This window comes from Ruegeria sp. HKCCA5929 (genome assembly GCF_013034525.1).
GTDB lineage: Bacteria > Pseudomonadota > Alphaproteobacteria > Rhodobacterales > Rhodobacteraceae > Ruegeria.
On sequence record NZ_WQGE01000006.1, the window covers coordinates 26,007 to 43,385 of the forward strand.

The 17,379-nt window shown below is 56.6% G+C and carries 15 protein-coding genes; 3 read left to right on the forward strand and 12 right to left on the reverse strand.

Annotated elements, in window-relative coordinates; all coding sequences use genetic code 11:
* Positions 1 to 15: 15 nt before the first annotated feature.
* Positions 16 to 1,413, reverse strand: coding sequence for an amidohydrolase family protein (locus GOV90_RS14770; protein WP_171093413.1), 1,398 nt, complete (start codon positions 1,411 to 1,413; stop codon positions 16 to 18).
* Positions 1,414 to 1,555: 142 nt separating this feature from the next.
* Between GOV90_RS14770 and GOV90_RS14775 the strand changes: the two genes are divergently transcribed.
* A complete protein-coding gene (locus tag GOV90_RS14775) occupies positions 1,556 to 2,569 on the forward strand; it encodes an AraC family transcriptional regulator (RefSeq protein WP_171093415.1) in 1,014 nt (337 codons plus the stop codon).
* Positions 2,570 to 2,668: 99 nt separating this feature from the next.
* Here the strand turns inward: GOV90_RS14775 and GOV90_RS14780 are convergent, their stop codons facing one another.
* The 5 genes from GOV90_RS14780 to GOV90_RS14800 form a co-directional block, all read right to left on the reverse strand.
* Entirely contained in the window at positions 2,669 to 3,679 is a 1,011-nt protein-coding gene (locus GOV90_RS14780) for a DUF2955 domain-containing protein (protein WP_171093417.1), read from the reverse strand.
* Positions 3,669 to 4,733: an HlyD family secretion protein gene (locus tag GOV90_RS14785; RefSeq protein WP_171093418.1), complete on the reverse strand. Its 1,065-nt coding sequence runs from the start codon at positions 4,731 to 4,733 to the stop codon at positions 3,669 to 3,671. Before GOV90_RS14785 ends, GOV90_RS14780 begins: the two co-directional genes overlap by 11 nt.
* Positions 4,730 to 5,809: an AI-2E family transporter gene (locus GOV90_RS14790; protein ID WP_171093420.1), complete on the reverse strand. Its 1,080-nt coding sequence runs from the start codon at positions 5,807 to 5,809 to the stop codon at positions 4,730 to 4,732. Before GOV90_RS14790 ends, GOV90_RS14785 begins: the two co-directional genes overlap by 4 nt.
* A gap of 178 nt (positions 5,810 to 5,987) precedes the next feature.
* Positions 5,988 to 6,257 (reverse strand): potassium channel family protein, encoded by a 270-nt coding sequence (locus GOV90_RS14795; protein ID WP_256367960.1) that lies wholly within the window; start codon positions 6,255 to 6,257, stop codon positions 5,988 to 5,990.
* 388 nt (positions 6,258 to 6,645) lie between these two features.
* Positions 6,646 to 8,928, reverse strand: coding sequence for an adenosylcobalamin-dependent ribonucleoside-diphosphate reductase (locus GOV90_RS14800; RefSeq protein WP_171093424.1), 2,283 nt, complete (start codon positions 8,926 to 8,928; stop codon positions 6,646 to 6,648).
* Positions 8,929 to 9,057: 129 nt separating this feature from the next.
* Between GOV90_RS14800 and GOV90_RS14805 the strand changes: the two genes are divergently transcribed.
* Entirely contained in the window at positions 9,058 to 9,489 is a 432-nt protein-coding gene (locus tag GOV90_RS14805) for a DUF1489 domain-containing protein (RefSeq protein WP_171093426.1), read from the forward strand.
* Here GOV90_RS14805 and hisG read toward each other — a convergent pair.
* From hisG to hisS, 3 genes are read right to left on the reverse strand one after another with little or no spacing between them, the layout of a single operon-like run.
* Positions 9,486 to 10,175 carry an ATP phosphoribosyltransferase gene (gene hisG / locus GOV90_RS14810; protein ID WP_171093427.1) on the reverse strand — a complete coding sequence of 230 codons (690 nt, stop codon included), beginning with the start codon at positions 10,173 to 10,175 and terminating at the stop codon, positions 9,486 to 9,488. The genes GOV90_RS14805 and hisG overlap by 4 nt on opposite strands.
* Positions 10,172 to 11,260, reverse strand: a complete 1,089-nt coding sequence (locus tag GOV90_RS14815; protein ID WP_171093429.1) for an ATP phosphoribosyltransferase regulatory subunit — start codon at positions 11,258 to 11,260, stop codon at positions 10,172 to 10,174. The genes hisG and GOV90_RS14815 overlap by 4 nt, the downstream gene beginning before the upstream one ends.
* Positions 11,261 to 11,263: 3 nt before the next feature.
* Positions 11,264 to 12,751 (reverse strand): histidine--tRNA ligase, encoded by a 1,488-nt coding sequence (gene hisS, locus GOV90_RS14820; RefSeq protein WP_171172866.1) that lies wholly within the window; start codon positions 12,749 to 12,751, stop codon positions 11,264 to 11,266.
* Between the two features lie 126 nt (positions 12,752 to 12,877).
* Between hisS and GOV90_RS14825 the strand changes: the two genes are divergently transcribed.
* Complete coding sequence (locus tag GOV90_RS14825; protein ID WP_170573549.1) at positions 12,878 to 13,072, forward strand: SlyX family protein; 195 nt, start codon at positions 12,878 to 12,880, stop codon at positions 13,070 to 13,072.
* A gap of 4 nt (positions 13,073 to 13,076) precedes the next feature.
* On the opposite strand, the gene GOV90_RS14830 is transcribed toward GOV90_RS14825, so the two are convergent.
* From GOV90_RS14830 to dnaE, 3 genes are all read right to left on the reverse strand, one after another.
* Positions 13,077 to 13,445 carry a YmgD family protein gene (locus GOV90_RS14830; RefSeq protein WP_174825467.1) on the reverse strand — a complete coding sequence of 123 codons (369 nt, stop codon included), beginning with the start codon at positions 13,443 to 13,445 and terminating at the stop codon, positions 13,077 to 13,079.
* A gap of 5 nt (positions 13,446 to 13,450) precedes the next feature.
* Positions 13,451 to 13,678, reverse strand: a complete 228-nt coding sequence (locus GOV90_RS14835) for a YMGG-like glycine zipper-containing protein (protein WP_171093435.1) — start codon at positions 13,676 to 13,678, stop codon at positions 13,451 to 13,453.
* An 85-nt stretch (positions 13,679 to 13,763) separates the two neighbouring features.
* Positions 13,764 to 17,264 (reverse strand): DNA polymerase III subunit alpha, encoded by a 3,501-nt coding sequence (dnaE, locus tag GOV90_RS14840; protein WP_171093437.1) that lies wholly within the window; start codon positions 17,262 to 17,264, stop codon positions 13,764 to 13,766.
* Positions 17,265 to 17,379: the final 115 nt, after the last annotated feature.

Genomic DNA, 17,379 nt, shown 5'->3' on the forward strand with positions numbered 1-17,379 from the left:
CGGCTGCGGTATCAATCAGTCCAGCGTATTTTTGTATATCACGCCATCCTTCATAATCAGGCGGATCGTTTCAGGGCTTTCCGGCCTGGGGTCCGCACCAAACCATTGATCGCCCGTCCCAACGACAGAGAAGTCTTCGAGAGGATTTCCATCAATCAAAAGGATGTCGGCATAAGCGCCAGCTTCGATCACACCAAGCTTTCCAGCCGTATACGGGTTCATAAAGTCACCTGACAAAGCGACCACCTCACCCCCCGTCGATGTCAGCGTCACCAACGAGGTGAACGGGCCGAAAAATTCATTGTTCAGGTGTTTTTCGTAGGCAATCTGGATATTGCACGCCTCCACCGACCCTACACAGTCTGTCTGGAACCCTCGCTTCACCGGGCATTCCTTCATGTTGTCGATATAGCCCGCAAATGTGGCCGAGGCGGATTTTGCCTTGGCAAGGCTCGACGGGACGTTTGCCACCGCAGGAATATCAAGCAAACCGGGATCAAACGCCGTTAGGTTGGTCGTGATGTATGCCCCCTTTTCGTTCATGACCTCAGCGATTTCACAATCGAACGAGAAACCATGTTCGATCGACATCACACCTGCATCCAGCGCATTCAAGATTGCTTCTTTTCGGTAAGAATGCGCCATGACGTAGCTGCCATATTCATTTGCGACTTGCACGGCTGCTTTGATTTCCTCTGGCGATCCAGCCAGCAATTGCCATGGATCAAAGGCCGAAACCACGCCGCCGGATTGCATGAATTTCAACTGCGTTGCGCCCATGCGAAAGTTGTTGCGCGCGAACTTATAGACGTCATCGACACCGCTGATCTCTTGCGCAAGGTTCAGACGGCTCATGTTTGTTTCAGCGCCCGGTGGAGCAGTGAAATTTGCGAAGTCTGCGTGGCCACCCCGTGTTCCGATAAATGCCCCGGAAGGATAGTACCGGGGGCCGTCGATTTGCCCTGCATCAATGGCCCTTCGCAGCCCGCCATTGGCGCCACCCGCATCCCTGACTGTGGTGAAACCCTGCATCAAATACATCTCGGCCATCCGCGCACCGTGAATGGCAAAATCCTCCCATGTCGTGTTGGCCTCCATCGCCGGCAGCGTCGGACCCATCAGCATAAGGTGAGCGTGAAGTTCAATGAAGCCGGGCGTCAGCGTTCGCCCACCACCGTCAATGACAGTTGCGTTGGGTGCATCGATCGCGTCGACGGAAACCGCCTTGATCAGGTTGCCTTCAACAAGAACACTCGCATTTTCGATACGCTGCTCATTTACGCCATCGAAGACATGGACGTTGGTGAACAACGTTTGCGGCTCGTCCTGATCCTGAGCCGAAGCAACCATTGGAAAAATCAAAACCGATGCGGCAGTCACTGACGCGAAAAAGGACATTCGTGAGCCAGACATAAGGTCTCTCCTCATATTCATGTTTCTATAACTGTAGAGTGGAAACTTTTAGGTCGGTTGCCACTTTTGCATTAAGATGTTCGAATATGAAGGCTAAAGTGGCCACCGAGTAAAACTGCTGGTCCAACCAAAGGTGACAAGCTTGCCGTTCAACTCAACCTCTCAAGAACACAGCGAAGGCTTTATCCGCCTTGCTTTAGCGGCCCCGTTTTTGCAGTTTCTCACCACCCGAGGGATCAATCCACAACCAGCTTTGGATCAGGTCGGATTGAAAGCTGAACTGTTGTCTGACCCTTCTGTCTATGTCCACTCAGAGTTGGTCTATGGTCTGTTGAACGCCTTCTCTGAATTGTCGGGCGACCGATTTCTTGGACTGAATGTAGGGGAAACATTCGATCTGCAAGGATGGCCTCCGTTCGCTGATGCCTTGCAATCGACAACAACGCTGTTCGAATTTTTTGCGCGTTTTGTCGGGCTTGTTCCACAGGAATCCAACTCTGTGCGGCACAGTCTCGTCATAGAAGCCGACAAAGCGATTTATCGGATCGAGAGACAACAGGAACCAACGGTTCAACCTATTCAGGTCACAGGTTTTGGGGCCGCAATATACGTGCGTCTGTTGCAAACCGTTGTCGGAAGTTCCTGGGACCCCGCGCAAGTGCGTTGGGAAAGCAGATACATCAATGGCCTGCCACTAGACTACAAAGGGATCGAGGTCGGCCTTGGAACCGACCCCGGGATGCAAATCAGTTTTCCCGTGGAATGGCTGTTCCTGAACCACGTTTCAAACGCATCGACCGCGCCTATCGCCTCAGTTCGGGAAAAGGAAGAAGTGACCGTGGTCGCCGCATTGCGATCTGTCTTGCGCGACAAGTTGGATGAAGCCGATTTAGGGCCAGTGGTGGTGGCCGGGTTGCTGGGTATACCACCAGAACGGTTTTCCCGAGCACTCCAGCAGCAAGGCACAACACTGCCCCGCGAGATAAAACGGCTGCGCGTCGATGTCGCCAAGGAACATCTGAAAAAGGGTGCAATGACAATTGCCGAGATTGGATTAACGCTCGGCTATTCGGACAAGTCCCATTTCACCCGGTTTTTCCGCGGGCAAACCGGCACAACGCCGACGCAGTACCGCTTGGAACAGAAGTCAAAGTAAACACGCAATATCCCGCGCTGCATCCGCTTACGTTCCGTTTGCGCGAATATCGCCTGAGCAATTGCCGGACTTTTGGCAAACCCGGTTTACCTCGGAAGGTCACTGAGCTGCGCGTTGCTTTCTTTCCGGCCAGAACTCATCAACAACGACATATGCCGCAATGACAAAGAAAGCGGCGCTGGCGACTTGAAAAACGCGCGTGATGCTTTTGACGTCCGCCTCATCCGAAAACGGAGAAATCGACCCGCCATAAACGATAAGTACCGTCGTTAACGCCGAACCTGCCGCTGCAGCCAGCGGGACCTGAGTTTTTCCAAGGGCCCCGAGTGACAGGCAGAAAAACAGGCATACCAGAATCGGTGTCAGAATGACTGGCGCGATGACGTTTAGCTCGTAGCAGATGATGGATATTGCCGCTCCGAGAAGGTTTGCCGTCAGCATGGCTTTGGCAACCGTTTTGCCCATCGATGGCATTGCAGCAAGTTGCTGGCTCAGAAGCGCAACAAAGAACAGGACCAACAAAGCAGACGCGCCAGAGATAAAAAACGCCATGGCAAACGGCACCGTAACAAGCGACATTCTTACAATCCGCCGATTGGGATCAAAGTCCGAAGACGCCGCGGCTTTCTTCTGAGCACCCGTCTGAGGTTCGGCGGGTAGCAACACAAACATCAGGGTCGATACGAAACCTGCAAATAGCAGGTTCAACGGTATCCAGAACACCAGCACCAACGCCAAATCCTGTGATTGCAAAACAAGGTTCGGAATCATCAATGCCCCCATCAGGGCGATGACACCGGGCAAAACGCCTGCCCCAGAAACCGACCACATGAAGGACAGGATAATCCCGATGGCCACCAGAATGAGGAACACAACGGGGTATGGCGCAAAGACCGACGACAGCAGGAAGGAAATGAACATCAATCCGATCGAAAAGACGAACAGTTTCGCGAAGGCCGCCAACGGCAAGGCAGCAGGGGCCTGAAGGAAAAGGGCGGTGAACACAGCCCCAACCACGGCAAGCGGCCACCCCAAAAACAAGCCCAAGGCGAAGACACCGGTCACACCCAGTGCAAGCCGGATAACGGAATTCCTGTCCTCAGTACGCATAGGACAGGATGGAAACCAGGCGAATGTAGGTCCGACCGACCATGTTCAGAAGCGAGTTGTCGCTCAGATACATGATCACATCAGCCTGGCCGTTAAGTTGGAAGCGAAGATCATCTTCGGCGTTTCCGGCCTCATATCCTGGCAGAACGATCCGCACCGGAAATCGTTCCGGTTCACGCAGAAAGCCTTTGGTGCTGGGCGGGCTTGCCAATTGTCCCGGCTCATCCCCACCACTCAGGGATACGGCCGCGCTAAAACTCTCAATCACGCCCGGTACAATTTTGCCGGGGTGCATGTCCAGCACGACGTCAACCGGCGATCCCACCGAAGCGCGGCCAAGGTTATTCTCGGTAAAGTAAGCCTCAACCCAGACATCCGTTGCATCCAAAAACGTCAACAGGTCCTGACCGGATCTGGCATATGTACCGGGGGCGATCAAAAGATTGGATATCACGCCCGTCGCCGGGGCCCGCAATTCCGTCCATTCAAGGTTCAGCTCTGCATCTGCCAAAGCCGCCAACGCGCGCTGAATTTTTGGGTTTTCGATACCATCATCACCCAGCCTTTGCTTGGCTTTTTCCAAATCCGCCTTGGCATTTTCGAAATTCGCTTCAGATTCTGCAAGCTGACCGCGCGCGTCATCAGCCTTTGAAACGGCGATCAACCCTTTCTTTTCAAGGGCAAACACACGCTCTGTTTGAATACGCATCGTATCAAGATCGCTTTGCGCCCTGGCCAGTTTGGCTTGTGCAGCACTTACCTCAGCCGAGGATGCCCCCACTTCCTGTGTGGCTGCTTCCAGATCAGCTTCGGCCTTGTCGCGGTCGATTTCATAAGGTCTTGGGTCAATCCGAACCAGAACATCTCCTGCCGATACGACCTGACCGTTTTCAACAAGAACCTCAGTCACTGTCCCAGTGACCTGCGGTACGATCTGGGTCGCGATGGCCTTTACCCTGGCGTTTCCGGTGAACGGTGTTTTTCGGTCAGCGACGAGGTACCAGACCAGAAAGATCAGAATGACGGCCAGCGTTGTCCAAATCGTCTTCCTCATTTTGCTTCTCCGTCCGCAACACCTTCAGTTGCGGGTGGGGAGTCGATCCAGACTTTGAACAACTCATAAAAGACGGCGAACAGAACCGGCCCCATAAATATGCCGATCAGACCGTAAGCCATCATGCCTCCGAGAACACCGATCAGGATAACCAGCATGGGTGTCTCAAGACCTTTTGAGATGAACACTGGTCTCAGGAAGCTGTCCATTATGGCAACGGGAATGGCCAATATTGTGAAGATCAAAGCCGCGCCGCCGGACATCGAACTCCATGCGTAGATGATAACTGGCAAAAGAACCAAACCGGGCCCAATCTGAATGATCGAGAGAATCAGGCAGATAAATGCCAACGTTGCAGCCGATGAAATCCCAAAGAGAACCAGCAATATCCAAACAACGACGGCCTGAATGGCCGCCACGCCGATCACGCCTTTGGTCACGTTTCGAATTGTTGCTCCGGCCAGTGTAATGAATTCGCCGCCACGCGGTGCGAAAACACGGTTCGCAAAACGCTGCAAACCTTGAACCAGTGTTGGTCCGGGGCTGAACAAGGCCCCCATGATCAACACGGATAAAGCAAGACCAAGAAGCCCGATACCGATCCCCAGAACCTTACCAAAAAGCGACTTGGTAATCTCAAGGATTTGCGCACCGTATTTTGCCAACGCGCCGTCCAGATTGCGCTCAAACATGCCCCAAACTTCGGCAATTTTATTTCCGACCAACGGCAGTTCCTTAAGGCCCTCTGGTGCCGGAGGGATTTTCAACTCACCTCTGTCTGCTTGTTCTGCAAAATCTGACCCAAGCTCTGCGGCACCGGATACAGCCGTTGCGACCGGTCCAAGGGTCAACACCAGGCCCAGTAAAACAAGGATTGTCGCAGCAAGCTTTTTCCGCCCTCCCATCTTGGATTGCAGCCAATCAAACACAGGGTAAAGCGCGACGCACAGGATCGTGGCCCAGATGACCACACTGGCAAGCGGGGCAACCATGACCAAAGCGCTGTAGAGGAACAATCCGAGAAAGAGCAACCGTATCGCAAGATCGACAATCTTCGCATCTTGAGTCTTTTCCATACCATCCCTCCAAAAACTTGTTTTGTGTAGATTATACTCAAAAAACGTAATATGTATATTTTTTAACCCGCAAAAGACGTTAGCAAGTTGAAGAGTTTTGAGAAGCCCGGCCGCGATTCAATTTCTTGAAGCGCATTGCAGTCTGCGCCGGAGAAGAACCGGCTCAACTTGGCGCTGCTTATTTTGGCTTTTTGTCGTCGTCCTGCGACAGGATCGTGTCCGCCACAGTGGTCGCTGCGGTTACAAAGATACCGAGGCCAACAATGATATAAACCATCGTAAAAACCTTCCCAGCCGCGGTTTCAGGAGAAAAGTCACCGAACCCAACCGTAGAGATTGTCACAACAGAAAAGTAGATGGAATCCAGCCAGCTCCAACCTTCGACATAGTGGTAAAACACCGATGCCCACAGGATCATACCAGTAGTGAAGGCTAGCAGGCCCTTCACCCTGCCATCCTTAAAGGCGACGCCTATCCCTCGTGTTATTCTGGTTAACGAGTTCATAACACCACCATACCTATAAATGCATTTCTACATAGAGTTTTTTGAATTTAATGTCTGAGCGCTCAGTTAACGTCACTCTTTTCTACCAGGATCGCATGTTGGTTTGGGTTAAGATTAAACTCAGAAAAATCGTTACGCTGCAATCTGTGCGCTTCGCAGATCACCCGGCTCGAAGCAAATGGTGAGAATGCCGTCCGGATCGCAAACAGAAAAGCCACAGCCCTCAGGGAGCGGTGGCAGTCTTTTGTGCTCAGAATTTCAATCAGCAACTGATTAAGTTGCGGACTGATGCGCGCTTTCGCAACATCACATTAGTGCGGCAGGCGACGGTTTAGCCGCATTTAGAATGCCCGCAACTGCGGCAGGTCATGCAACCCTCGATCATCACCATGTCATACTGACCGCAGGACGGGCAGGCTTTGCCGCGTGGTGCGTCCATGTTGACGACTTGTGCCTGCGGGTCGGATTTCAGACCCATCCCCTCGCCTTCCAGAAAACCGATATTGATCATGTGCTGCTCGATCACACCGCCAATCGCGGCCAATATCGACGGGATGTATTTCCCTTGCACCCAGGCCCCACCGCGCGGGTCGAACACGGCTTTCAGCTCTTCGACGACAAAGGACACATCCCCACCGCGCCGGAACACGGCCGAGATCATGCGGGTCAGCGCCAGCGTCCAGGCATAATGCTCCATGTTCTTCGAATTGATGAACACCTCGAAGGGGCGGCGGCGACCTCCGATGACGATATCGTTGATGGTCAGGTAAATCGCATGCTCGCTGTCGGGCCACTTCAACTTGTATGTGGACCCTTCCAATGCCTGCGGACGGTCGAGCGGTTCAGACATGTAAATCACGTCTCCACCATCGACCTCATGCGGTGCATCCGCGCTTTCTCCCGGCGCTTTATCATCGCTTTCCGAAACGGTCAGGACCGAACCGGTCACATCATTCGGGCGGTAGGTGGTGCAGCCTTTGCAGCCCTGATCCCAAGCCTGCATATAGACGTCTTTAAAGGCGTCAAAGCTGATATCTTCGGGGCAGTTGATCGTCTTGGAAATCGAACTGTCGATCCATTTCTGCGCCGCCGCCTGCATTTTGACGTGATCGGACGGGGACAGGGTTTGCGCGTTGACGAAATAGTCCGGCAGTTCTGTGTCACCGAACTTGTCGCGCCACATCTGCACCGCGTAATCCACGACCTCTTCTTCGGTCCGCGAACCGTCTTTCTGCAAAACCTTGCGCGTATAAGCATAGGCAAAGACCGGCTCGATTCCCGACGACACATTGCCCGCATACAAAGAGATCGTCCCGGTCGGCGCAATCGAGGTCAGAAGCGCATTGCGGATACCATGATCTCGGATCGCACCGCGCACATCCTCATCCATCTGAAGCATCGTACCGCTGGCCAAATATTTCTCGGCGTTGAACAGGGGGAACGCCCCTTTTTCCTTCGCCAAGTCGACCGACGCCAGATACGCGGCGCGGGCGATTGCGTGCAACCAGCGCTCGGTCTGGCGCGCCGCCTCGTCCGAGCCATAGCGCAAGCCCAGCATCAGCAGCGCATCCGCCAGACCAGTTACGCCAAGACCGATACGGCGCTTGTCCTGGGCCTCGGCTTCTTGCTCGGCCAGCGGGAATTTCGAGGCATCCACCACGTTATCCATCATCCGAACAGCGGTGGCGACAAGCTTTTGCAAAGCCTCCTCGTCCAGATGGGCTGCGTCCTCAAACGGGTCCGCGACCAGCCGCGCCAGATTGATCGAGCCCAACAGACACGCGCCATAAGGTGGCAGAGGCTGCTCGCCACACGGATTGGTGGCTGCGATAGTCTCAACATAGCTGAGGTTGTTGGCCTGATTGATGCGGTCGATGAAAATCACGCCCGGCTCGGCGTAATCATAAGTCGCCTGCATGATCTTGTTCCACAGATCACGCGCCTGAACGGTGTGATAGACCTTGTCGCCAAACACCAGCTCCCACGGGCCATCGGCCTTGACGGCCTCCATGAAAGGATCGGTTACCAGCACCGACATGTTGAACATACGCAGACGGGCCGGGTCGGACTTGGCGGTGATAAACTGTTCGATATCGGGGTGGTCACAGCGCATGGTCGCCATCATCGCCCCACGGCGCGAGCCTGCGGACATGATCGTGCGGCACATCGCATCCCAGACATCCATGAAGCTCAGCGGGCCCGAGGCATCTGCCGCGACGCCTTTGACATCTGCACCGCGCGGTCGGATGGTCGAGAAATCATACCCGATCCCCCCGCCCTGCTGCATGGTCAGCGCGGCCTCTTTCAGCATATCGAAAATGCCGCCCATGCTGTCGGGCACTGTGCCCATGACAAAGCAGTTGAACAGAGTCACCTGACGCGCCGTGCCTGCACCCGCCGTGATCCGCCCGGCTGGCAGGTATTTGAAGTCCTCCAACGCCTGATAGAACTCTTCTTCCCAATGCGCTGGGTCTTTTTCGACCCGCGCCAGATCGCGGGCAATACGCCGCCAACTGTCTTCGACCGTCTGATCGATGGGTGTGCCGTCCGCTTGTTTAAAACGGTATTTCATGTCCCAGATCTGCTCGGCGATGGGGGCTGCAAAGCGGCTCATTGGTGATTCCCTGTTCTGAAAGAGGTATCCAGAGTACCCTAAATCACACCCAGACCACAACACCTTGATGACTGCGCATGACGAGCTACAATATAAAGATCGGCCTTGGGACGACTCTGTGGGAAAGCTGTGGATAAGTACGTAAACCTCATAAAACTGTCTGTCGGGTCAGAAAGCGTCGATACGCTGATAGCCTGGCAGGACAGCAGAAAGCCCCTGTATCAGGACGGCTGTCCGCGCCACGTGACCCGCATGTGGCCCAAGCGCGAGGCTGAGATTCTGAATGGCGGCTCAATCTATTGGGTTATCAAAGGCGTGATCCAGTGTCGTCAGCGCATCCTGCGATTGGATGAGGTGATCGGAGAGGACGGCATCCGCCGGTGTGCCATTGTGCTAGACCCCGAGGTCCATCGGACTCAGAACGCCCTGAAGCGCCCGTTTCAGGGATGGCGTTATCTCAAGCCTGAGGACACACCAGCTGATTTGCCCAAAAACCGCGAGCAGGACGATGCCCTGCCGGATGACCTCAACCGCGCGCTGGCAGAGATAGGCGTGCTTTAACGCAGCCGATCCAGCAGGTCAGACAGAACCGCCTTCTCCGTCGCGTCGTATTTAGCAACCCGGCTACGCCAAAGCGTGGCCTGCGATTGCAGGATCAGACCGTCAGACAGGATTTTCAGGTGGTTGGCCCGCAGCGTTTCGCCAGTCGAGGTGATGTCGGCAATCGCCTCAGCGGTTTCGTTCATTACCGTGCCTTCGGTCGCACCTTGGCTGTCGACCAGAGTGTAATCGGCCACACCTGCATCGGTCAGAAACTCACGCACCAGCCGGTGATACTTGGTCGCAATCCGAAGGCGGTGGCCATGGGTCTTGCGAAACGCCGCAGCTGCGGCATCCAGATCGTCAAGCGTATCAACGTCCACCCAACAGGCTGGCGTTGCAATGATCAGATCCGCCTTGCCGAAGCCCAGCTGCGAGATCTCTTCCAACTGCTGTTCCCAACGCGGCAGTTTCTCGTGCACCAGATCAATACCGGTGACACCCATGTGGATCCGCCCCGCCGCCAGTTCGCGCGGGATTTCCCCGGCAGACAGCAGAACCAGCGAGACCCCATCGATCCCTTCGACCTTGCCCGCATATTCCCGATCTGATCCGCTGCGGGACAAAGCAATGCCGCGCTTCTCGAACCACGAGAAGGTCTTTTCCATCAACCGGCCCTTCGAGGGCACACCCAGTTTCAGGCTCATTGCGCGCCCTCCTCGATCTCGAGCATCAGGTCGGGCCGCAGCACGCCCCCAACAGCCGGGATTTCGGCCCCGTTGCCCAGTTGCCGCGTCAGCGCATCATAGCGCCCGCCGGTCGCGATCGGAGGCAGATCGGGTCGGCCTTCGGCATAAAAACCAAAAACAAACCCGTCGTAATATTCCATCGAGGTCCGGCCATACGCGGCCTCGAAATCCAAGCGCGCGACGTCGACACCACGCGCCTGCAACGCGGCCACGCGCGCATCGAGACGGTCCAGCGCCGGGGTGATCTGCGGCAAGTCCACCGCGACGTCGCGCAGTTGCTCCATCGCAAAGGGCATAGTCTCACGCACATTCAACAGCGTTTCCAAGCCGACAAGCTCACTGTCAGAAATCGGCGGGGTCTCACGATCCTCGCGCAAAGCTTCGATCCGCGCCTCGATTTCCGAGGCCCGACGTTTACCGATCATCGGCGCGTCAAACACCATCGGTTCGGTGGCGTTTAGCAGATCAGACCGCAGCTCGGGCTCTGGAGTCCGGCCGGCATAGCGGTCCAGTAAAACACGGAATCGGCGTGGCCGCCACAGGTGGCGCATCAGCGCGGCCTTGCGACGTTCGGTCGTGCGCAACCCGGCCACAGCGGCCGTCAGGATACCGATATCCCCGGTGGCCGCGCGCAACGGCAACCCGCGCAGTTGTAGCGCAAAAAGCGAGAAGACCTCGGCATCGGCCCCGGCAGGATCGTTCCTGTCAAACACCTCATAGCCGACCTGAATGTATTCATTGGCCCGGTCCGGGTCGTGTTCCTGCCGCCTGAAAACCTCACCCGAATAGGTATAGCGCGCGGGCTCGGCCCCGTCGCTCATATGCATCTGCACCACGGGCAACGTGAAATCCGGGCGCAGCATCTGTTCGCCGCGCAGGGCGTCCGACGTCACATAGGCGCGGGCGCGGATGTCTTCGCCGTAAAGATCCAGCAAAGTTTCCGCCGGCTGCAACAGGGGCGTGTCCACGACCTGAGCGCCAGCCGCCTCGAACCGGACACGCATCATTGCGGCGCGGGCCTGTATCTGGGAACGGTTGGGCATGGGTCAGTCCTGACTGTCCAGAATTTCGCGCACCTTTGCGACCAGATCACCGCGTGGCACTTCGAACTGGCTGGGGCGTTCTTTCCATTCCTCCAGCGTCGCGCTTTCGGCGATTTTAGCACCAAGGATCAAGTCCTTGATCTGTACGATGCCATTGGCTTTTTCGTCACCGCCTTCGATCACCGCAATCGGAGAGTTCCGCTTGTCCGCGTATTTCAGCTGATTGCCGAAGTTCTTGGGATTGCCCAGATAGACCTCGGCGCGAATGCCCGCGTTACGCAGCTCCGCCACCATGGCCTGATAGTCGGCCATACGGTCGCGATCCATGACCGTGACAACCACAGGACCTGTTGCTTGGGCAGCGATCCGCCCCTTTTCACGCAGAGCAGCCAGTAGACGGTCAACGCCGATCGAGATACCGGTCGCAGGTACCTCCTGCCCGGTAAAGCGTTTGACCAGATCGTCATAGCGCCCTCCACCCGAGACCGACCCGAACTGCCGCTTGCGGCCTTTCTCGTCGAAAATCTCAAAGGTCAGTTCAGCCTCATAGACCGGGCCGGTGTAGTAACCGAGACCGCGTACAACGGACGGATCTATCTCGATCCGGTCCGAACGGTAACCGCCTGCATCCAGCAGCGCGCCAATCTGTTCCAACTCGGCGATGCCATCCGCGCCGATCTTGCTGTTGCCCACGGCCGCGCGCAGGTTGGCCAGCGTTCCGGCAGTATCCGCAGCCTTTGAGGTCAAAAACGCAATCACGGGCTCGGCTTGATCATCGCTCAGACCCACGCCGTCGACAAATGCGCCTGAGGCATCCAACCGGCCTTTGGTCAGCAGTTCACGCACACCAGCCTCGCCCACCTTGTCGAACTTGTCGATGGTGCGCAGAACGTTGTCGCGCGCGGCGGCGTCCTCGCCCAGGCCCATCGCCTCGAGCACGCCGTTCAGAACCTTGCGGTTGTTGACCCGGACCAGATAGTCGCCACGTGGAATACCTACAGTCTCGAGCGTGTCCGACAACATCGCACAGATTTCGGCGTCTGCAGCCATCGAGGCCGTGCCGATCGTATCCGCATCACACTGATAGAACTGGCGATACCGCCCTGGCCCCGGCTTTTCGTTACGCCAGACCGGACCCATCGCATAGCGGCGATAGGGTGTCGGAAGGTCGTTGCGGTGTTGCGCATAAACCCGCGCCAAAGGCGCAGTCAGGTCATAGCGCAAGGCCATCCAATCACCATTGCCGCCCTCGTCAAACTCCTGCCAGGCAAAGACGCCTTCGTTTGGGCGATCCACGTCGGGCAGGAACTTGCCCAGCGCCTCGACTGTCTCAACCGCGCTGCTTTCCAAGGCGTCAAACCCGTAACGATGATAGACACCCGCAATTGTCCGCAGCATCTCGGTGCGCTGCGTGACTTCCTCGCCGAAATAGTCACGGAACCCTTTTGGCGTTACGGCCTTGGGGCGGGGCTGTTTCTTGGGCTTGGCCATCGGGGGCGTCCTTCACGGGTCATGTTCCGCGCGCGGTCTATCCCATGGCCCGCATCGGGGCAAGGCGCGCTTTCGCTGGCCATGGCGGCACAGGGTCGCTATGACCGGCCCATCAAGGAGAGCCCTATGCAGCATCTGGAAGAACAGATCGCCCATCTGACCCGTACGGTCGAAGAACTGAACACGGTTGTCACCCGTCAGCAAGGTGAGATCGACCGCCTGACGCGTCGGGTCGAGATGCTGTTGCAACGAGAGGCAGAACGCGCGCAGGAAGGATCAGGCGGCGTTGTCTTTGGTGACGAACGACCGCCACATTACTGAGGCGCTACAGCCCCAGCGTTGATTTCACCGCGTTGTCGACGACACCGCCCAAAAGGGCGTTCTTGTCTGCCGCGCACCCCTCGGACAAAGCAGCGATGAAGGTTTCGCGTAGCTGGGTTTTTTCCTCATCAGTCGTCGCGTGGTCTTCGATGTTGATTTGCCGGTTGTAGAGCGACAAGGCTGTCATCTTCTCAACAACGGACACAACAAAAGCTTCGTCGCCATCTGCCTCTTCCGCAATCGAGGCGCAGGTGTAGTGCATAACAGGTAGTGCGTCCTGCACCATCTGCTCCGCCGCTTCATCAGCCAGCGCAGCGCCGGATAGAGACACGCTAATCCCTGCAACAAAGGTCTTGGTTAGGGTCATACGCATGGCGATCACTTCCAGTTATGTCCGATAATTGCACCGGCTACACCGCCGATGGCCGCCCCTTTGCCGTCACCGATCAAAGCGCCTACGCCAGCACCGATCAAAGCACCTTCAATCGTCTGCTTTTTCTTCTTGTCATCCTTGTCATCCGCCAGACCCGCTGAGGCGGACACCAAAGCCAGCGATGCTGCCGCACCAAATAGAACTGTTCTGAACGTGAGACCTGCAAACGTCATATCAATGCCCTCCCATGGCATGACCTAAAGACATTTCTATCAGATCAGCCTAACGAGGCGCTAACTGTCTGGCAACAAAGCGGTGTCAGATCTCTTCGACGCTCATCACACCTTCCAGCGATTTGATCGCCCCTTTGATCTGCGGGTTGATCGGAAACTCGCGCCCAAGATCCATTTCAACGTCACCCGGCAGGCTTGGGTCCAGCAGCAGCAGTTGGATCGGACCTCGCGCTGCGCCTTTGGCAGCAGTCGCGGCGTCTTCCAGCACTTTGGCGACGGTTGACACCGCCTGCGCCTCATCAACGAAAATACGCAGCCCGGTTGCCCCGGCTTCGGCCACCAGCGAATCCGCTGGTCCAACCGACCGACCCAGCAGCTTGAGCTGGTCGGCCTCCATCGTTGCCTCAGCCGTCAGCACAACCTGCGCGCCGGTTTCCAGAAACTCGCGACATTTCTCCAATGTGTCCGAAAACAGCGTGACCTCATAAGCGCCTGTTGGGTCCGAGAGCTGCGCAAAAGCAAAGCGGTTGCCCTTGGCCGATTTCCGTTCCTGCCGTCCGGCGACAACACCGGCCATCTTGGCGATCAGTGGGCCAGAGCGGGCCTTTTCCATCACCTCATCCAACGTCAGGACCTGTTTGCGTTTAAGCGCAGGCATGTAATCGTCTAGCGGATGGCCGGAGAGGTAGAAACCGATCGCCTTGAACTCTTCGCTCAACCGTTCAGCAGGCAGCCAATCCGGCGTCGGCGACAGGCGAGGTTCAGGCAGGTCATCACCGGCTTCACCAAACAGAGACACTTGGTTCGAGTTCTTTTGTTCATGAATCGCCGCCGAATACTGCACCAGACGATCAAGGCTTTCGAACACACGGCGGCGGTTTTTGTCGAGCTCGTCAAACGCCCCGGCCCGCGCCAACATTTCCAACGGGCGTTTGCCGACTTTCTTCAGATCCACACGACGCGCAAAGTCAAACAGGTTGACGAACGGTTTTTTCGCGCGCCCTTCAACCACAAGGTTCATCGCCTCGACGCCCACGTTTTTCAGCGCGCCCAGCGCGTAAACCAGTTCACCGTTCACTACATCGAACGTCGCGATGGAACGATTCACACATGGCGGCACGTAGGGCAATTCCAGCCCCTTGCGAACTTCTTCGAAGTAAATCGCCAGCTTGTCGGTCAGATGGATATCGCAGTTCATGACACCCGCCATGAACTCGACCGGGTGGTTCGCCTTCAGCCAGCCGGTCTGATAACTGACCACCGCATAGGCGGCCGCGTGGGACTTGTTGAAGCCATAGTTGGCGAATTTCTCCAGCAGGTCGAAAACCTCGCTGGCCTTCTTGGCATCCACGCCATTCTCGCCCGCGCCCTTCTCGAATTTCGGGCGCTCGGCATCCATGGCCTCTTTGATCTTCTTGCCCATCGCGCGGCGCAGCAGATCGGCACCGCCAAGGCTGTATCCCGCCATGACCTGCGCAATCTGCATCACCTGTTCCTGATAAACGATGATGCCCTGCGTTTCCTCTAGGATATGGTCGATCAACGGGTGTACGGATTCGATCTTGCGTAGCCCGTTTTTCACCTCACAATAGGTCGGGATGTTTTCCATCGGACCCGGACGGTACAGCGCCACAAGGGCCACGATATCCTCGATACAGGTGGGTTTCATGCGCTTGAGCGCGTCCATCATGCCCGAGGATTCCACCTGGAACACCGCCACCGTCTTGGCTGCCGAGTAGAGCTTGTATGTCGCTTCATCGTCCAGCGGGATGGCGTTGATTTGGTTCTCAGCCCCTTCAGCGGGTTCGTAAAGCTCGGTGCCATCAGCAGCGATGTGCAGGGGGCGACCGGACTTGAAGATCAAATCCATCGCGTTCTGGATGACGGTAAGGGTTTTCAGGCCTAGAAAGTCAAACTTCACAAGCCCGGCCTGTTCCACCCATTTCATGTTGAACTGGGTCGCGGGCATATCCGAGCGCGGGTCCTGATACAGAGGCACCAGTGCGTCCAAAGGCCGGTCCCCGATCACCACCCCCGCAGCGTGGGTCGATGCGTTGCGTAGCAATCCTTCGACCTGTTGGCCGTAGGTCAGAAGGCGATCCACCACCTCTTCGTTCCGCGCCTCTTCCCGCAGGCGTGGCTCGTCTTTCAGCGCTTTTTCAATGGAAACAGGTTTGACGCCCTCAACCGGGATCATCTTGGACAAACGGTCCACCTGCCCGTAAGGCATCTGCAATACCCGCCCGATGTCGCGCACGGCGGCCTTGGACAGCAACGCACCAAAGGTGATGATCTGCCCCACCTTATCGCGCCCGTATTTCTGCTGAACGTAGCGGATCACCTCTTCCCGGCGGTCCATGCAGAAGTCGATATCGAAATCCGGCATCGAGACCCGCTCGGGGTTCAGGAAGCGTTCGAACAGCAGCGAATAGCGCAACGGGTCAAGGTCGGTGATTGTGAGCGCATAGGCCACCAGCGAACCCGCGCCGGAGCCCCGCCCCGGCCCCACCGGGATATCCTCATCCTTGGCCCATTGGATAAAGTCGGCAACGATCAGAAAGTAGCCCGGGAACCCCATTCCTTCGATAATGCCCAGTTCGAAATCCAACCGTTCCTGATATTCCTCGGGCGTCACCGCGTGGGGGATCACTGCCAGTCGTTTCTGCAAACCTTCATTGGCGATGCGGCGTAGTTCCGCCACTTCGTCATCGGCAAATTTCGGCAGGATCGGATCGCGGCGATAGGCCATAAAGGCACAGCGCTTGGCGATCTCGATCGTGTTCTCAATCGCTTCTGGCAGGTCCGCGAACAGCGTCACCATCTCCTGCTGCGACTTGAAGTAATGCTGTGCGGTCAGGCGGCGGCGGCCATCTTGCTGGTCAACATAAGCCCCTTCGGCGATACAGATCAGCGCATCATGCGCTTCATACATGTCCGAGGTCGGAAAATAGACGTCATTGGTGGCAACCAACGGCAGGTTCTTTGCATACGCCATCTCAACATGGCCGCGCTCGGTCAGGCGTTCCGCTTCTGGCTGGCCATCCTCACCCGGATGGCGCTGAAGCTCAATGTAAAGGCGATCCGGGAACATGCCCGCCAGCCGATCCACCAGCGCCTCAGCCGCAGGGCGTTGACCCTGTTGCAGCAGCATCCCAACCGGCCCGTCCGGACCGCCGGTCAAGCAAATCAAACCGTCCGACCGATCCGCCAGCTCGTCCAAAGTGACCTGCGGCAGCTGTCCGCCTTTGTCCACGTAAAGGCAGGAACTCAGCTTCATGAGGTTTTCATACCCAACCTCGGATTGCGCCAGTAACACCAAAGGCGCGGGCGCTTTGGGTTTCTCACCCGGTTGCGCCTGCGCATAGGTCAGGTCAACCTGACAACCCATGATCGGCTGCACACCCGCCCCGCTTGCGGTGACCGAGAACTCCAATGCCGAGAACATCGAATTGGTATCCGTCACGGCTACGGCGGGCATCTCCATCTTCTCGCACAATGCGGGCAGCTTTTTCAGCCGCACAGCGCCTTCCAACAGTGAATATTCGGTGTGAACGCGGAGGTGAATGAATCGAGGATTACTGCTCATGCGGGGTAAGCTACCCCAGCCTGTCGCGTTGCAAAAGCGCGAACCGCAGCTTTGGAATGCACAAAAAATCGGCGTTGATTATTCGGCTTTTTCAGAAGGTGCTTCGGGATTGAAC

Excerpts from the sequence above, each read along its gene's own strand:
- GOV90_RS14770 (WP_171093413.1), bottom strand. The coding sequence starts at position 1,413 with ATGTCTGGCTCACGAATGTCCTTTTTCGCGTCAGTGACTGCCGCATCG.
- GOV90_RS14780 (WP_171093417.1), bottom strand. The coding sequence starts at position 3,679 with ATGCGTACTGAGGACAGGAATTCCGTTATCCGGCTTGCACTGGGTGTG.
- GOV90_RS14785 (WP_171093418.1), bottom strand. The coding sequence starts at position 4,733 with ATGAGGAAGACGATTTGGACAACGCTGGCCGTCATTCTGATCTTTCTG.
- GOV90_RS14790 (WP_171093420.1), bottom strand. The coding sequence starts at position 5,809 with ATGGAAAAGACTCAAGATGCGAAGATTGTCGATCTTGCGATACGGTTG.
- GOV90_RS14800 (WP_171093424.1), bottom strand. The coding sequence starts at position 8,928 with ATGAGCCGCTTTGCAGCCCCCATCGCCGAGCAGATCTGGGACATGAAA.
- hisG (WP_171093427.1), bottom strand. The coding sequence starts at position 10,175 with ATGAGCCTGAAACTGGGTGTGCCCTCGAAGGGCCGGTTGATGGAAAAG.
- GOV90_RS14815 (WP_171093429.1), bottom strand. The coding sequence starts at position 11,260 with ATGCCCAACCGTTCCCAGATACAGGCCCGCGCCGCAATGATGCGTGTC.
- hisS (WP_171172866.1), bottom strand. The coding sequence starts at position 12,751 with ATGGCCAAGCCCAAGAAACAGCCCCGCCCCAAGGCCGTAACGCCAAAA.
- GOV90_RS14825 (WP_170573549.1), top strand. The coding sequence starts at position 12,878 with ATGCAGCATCTGGAAGAACAGATCGCCCATCTGACCCGTACGGTCGAA.
- GOV90_RS14830 (WP_174825467.1), bottom strand. The coding sequence starts at position 13,445 with ATGCGTATGACCCTAACCAAGACCTTTGTTGCAGGGATTAGCGTGTCT.
- GOV90_RS14835 (WP_171093435.1), bottom strand. The coding sequence starts at position 13,678 with ATGACGTTTGCAGGTCTCACGTTCAGAACAGTTCTATTTGGTGCGGCA.
- dnaE (WP_171093437.1), bottom strand. The coding sequence starts at position 17,264 with ATGAGCAGTAATCCTCGATTCATTCACCTCCGCGTTCACACCGAATAT.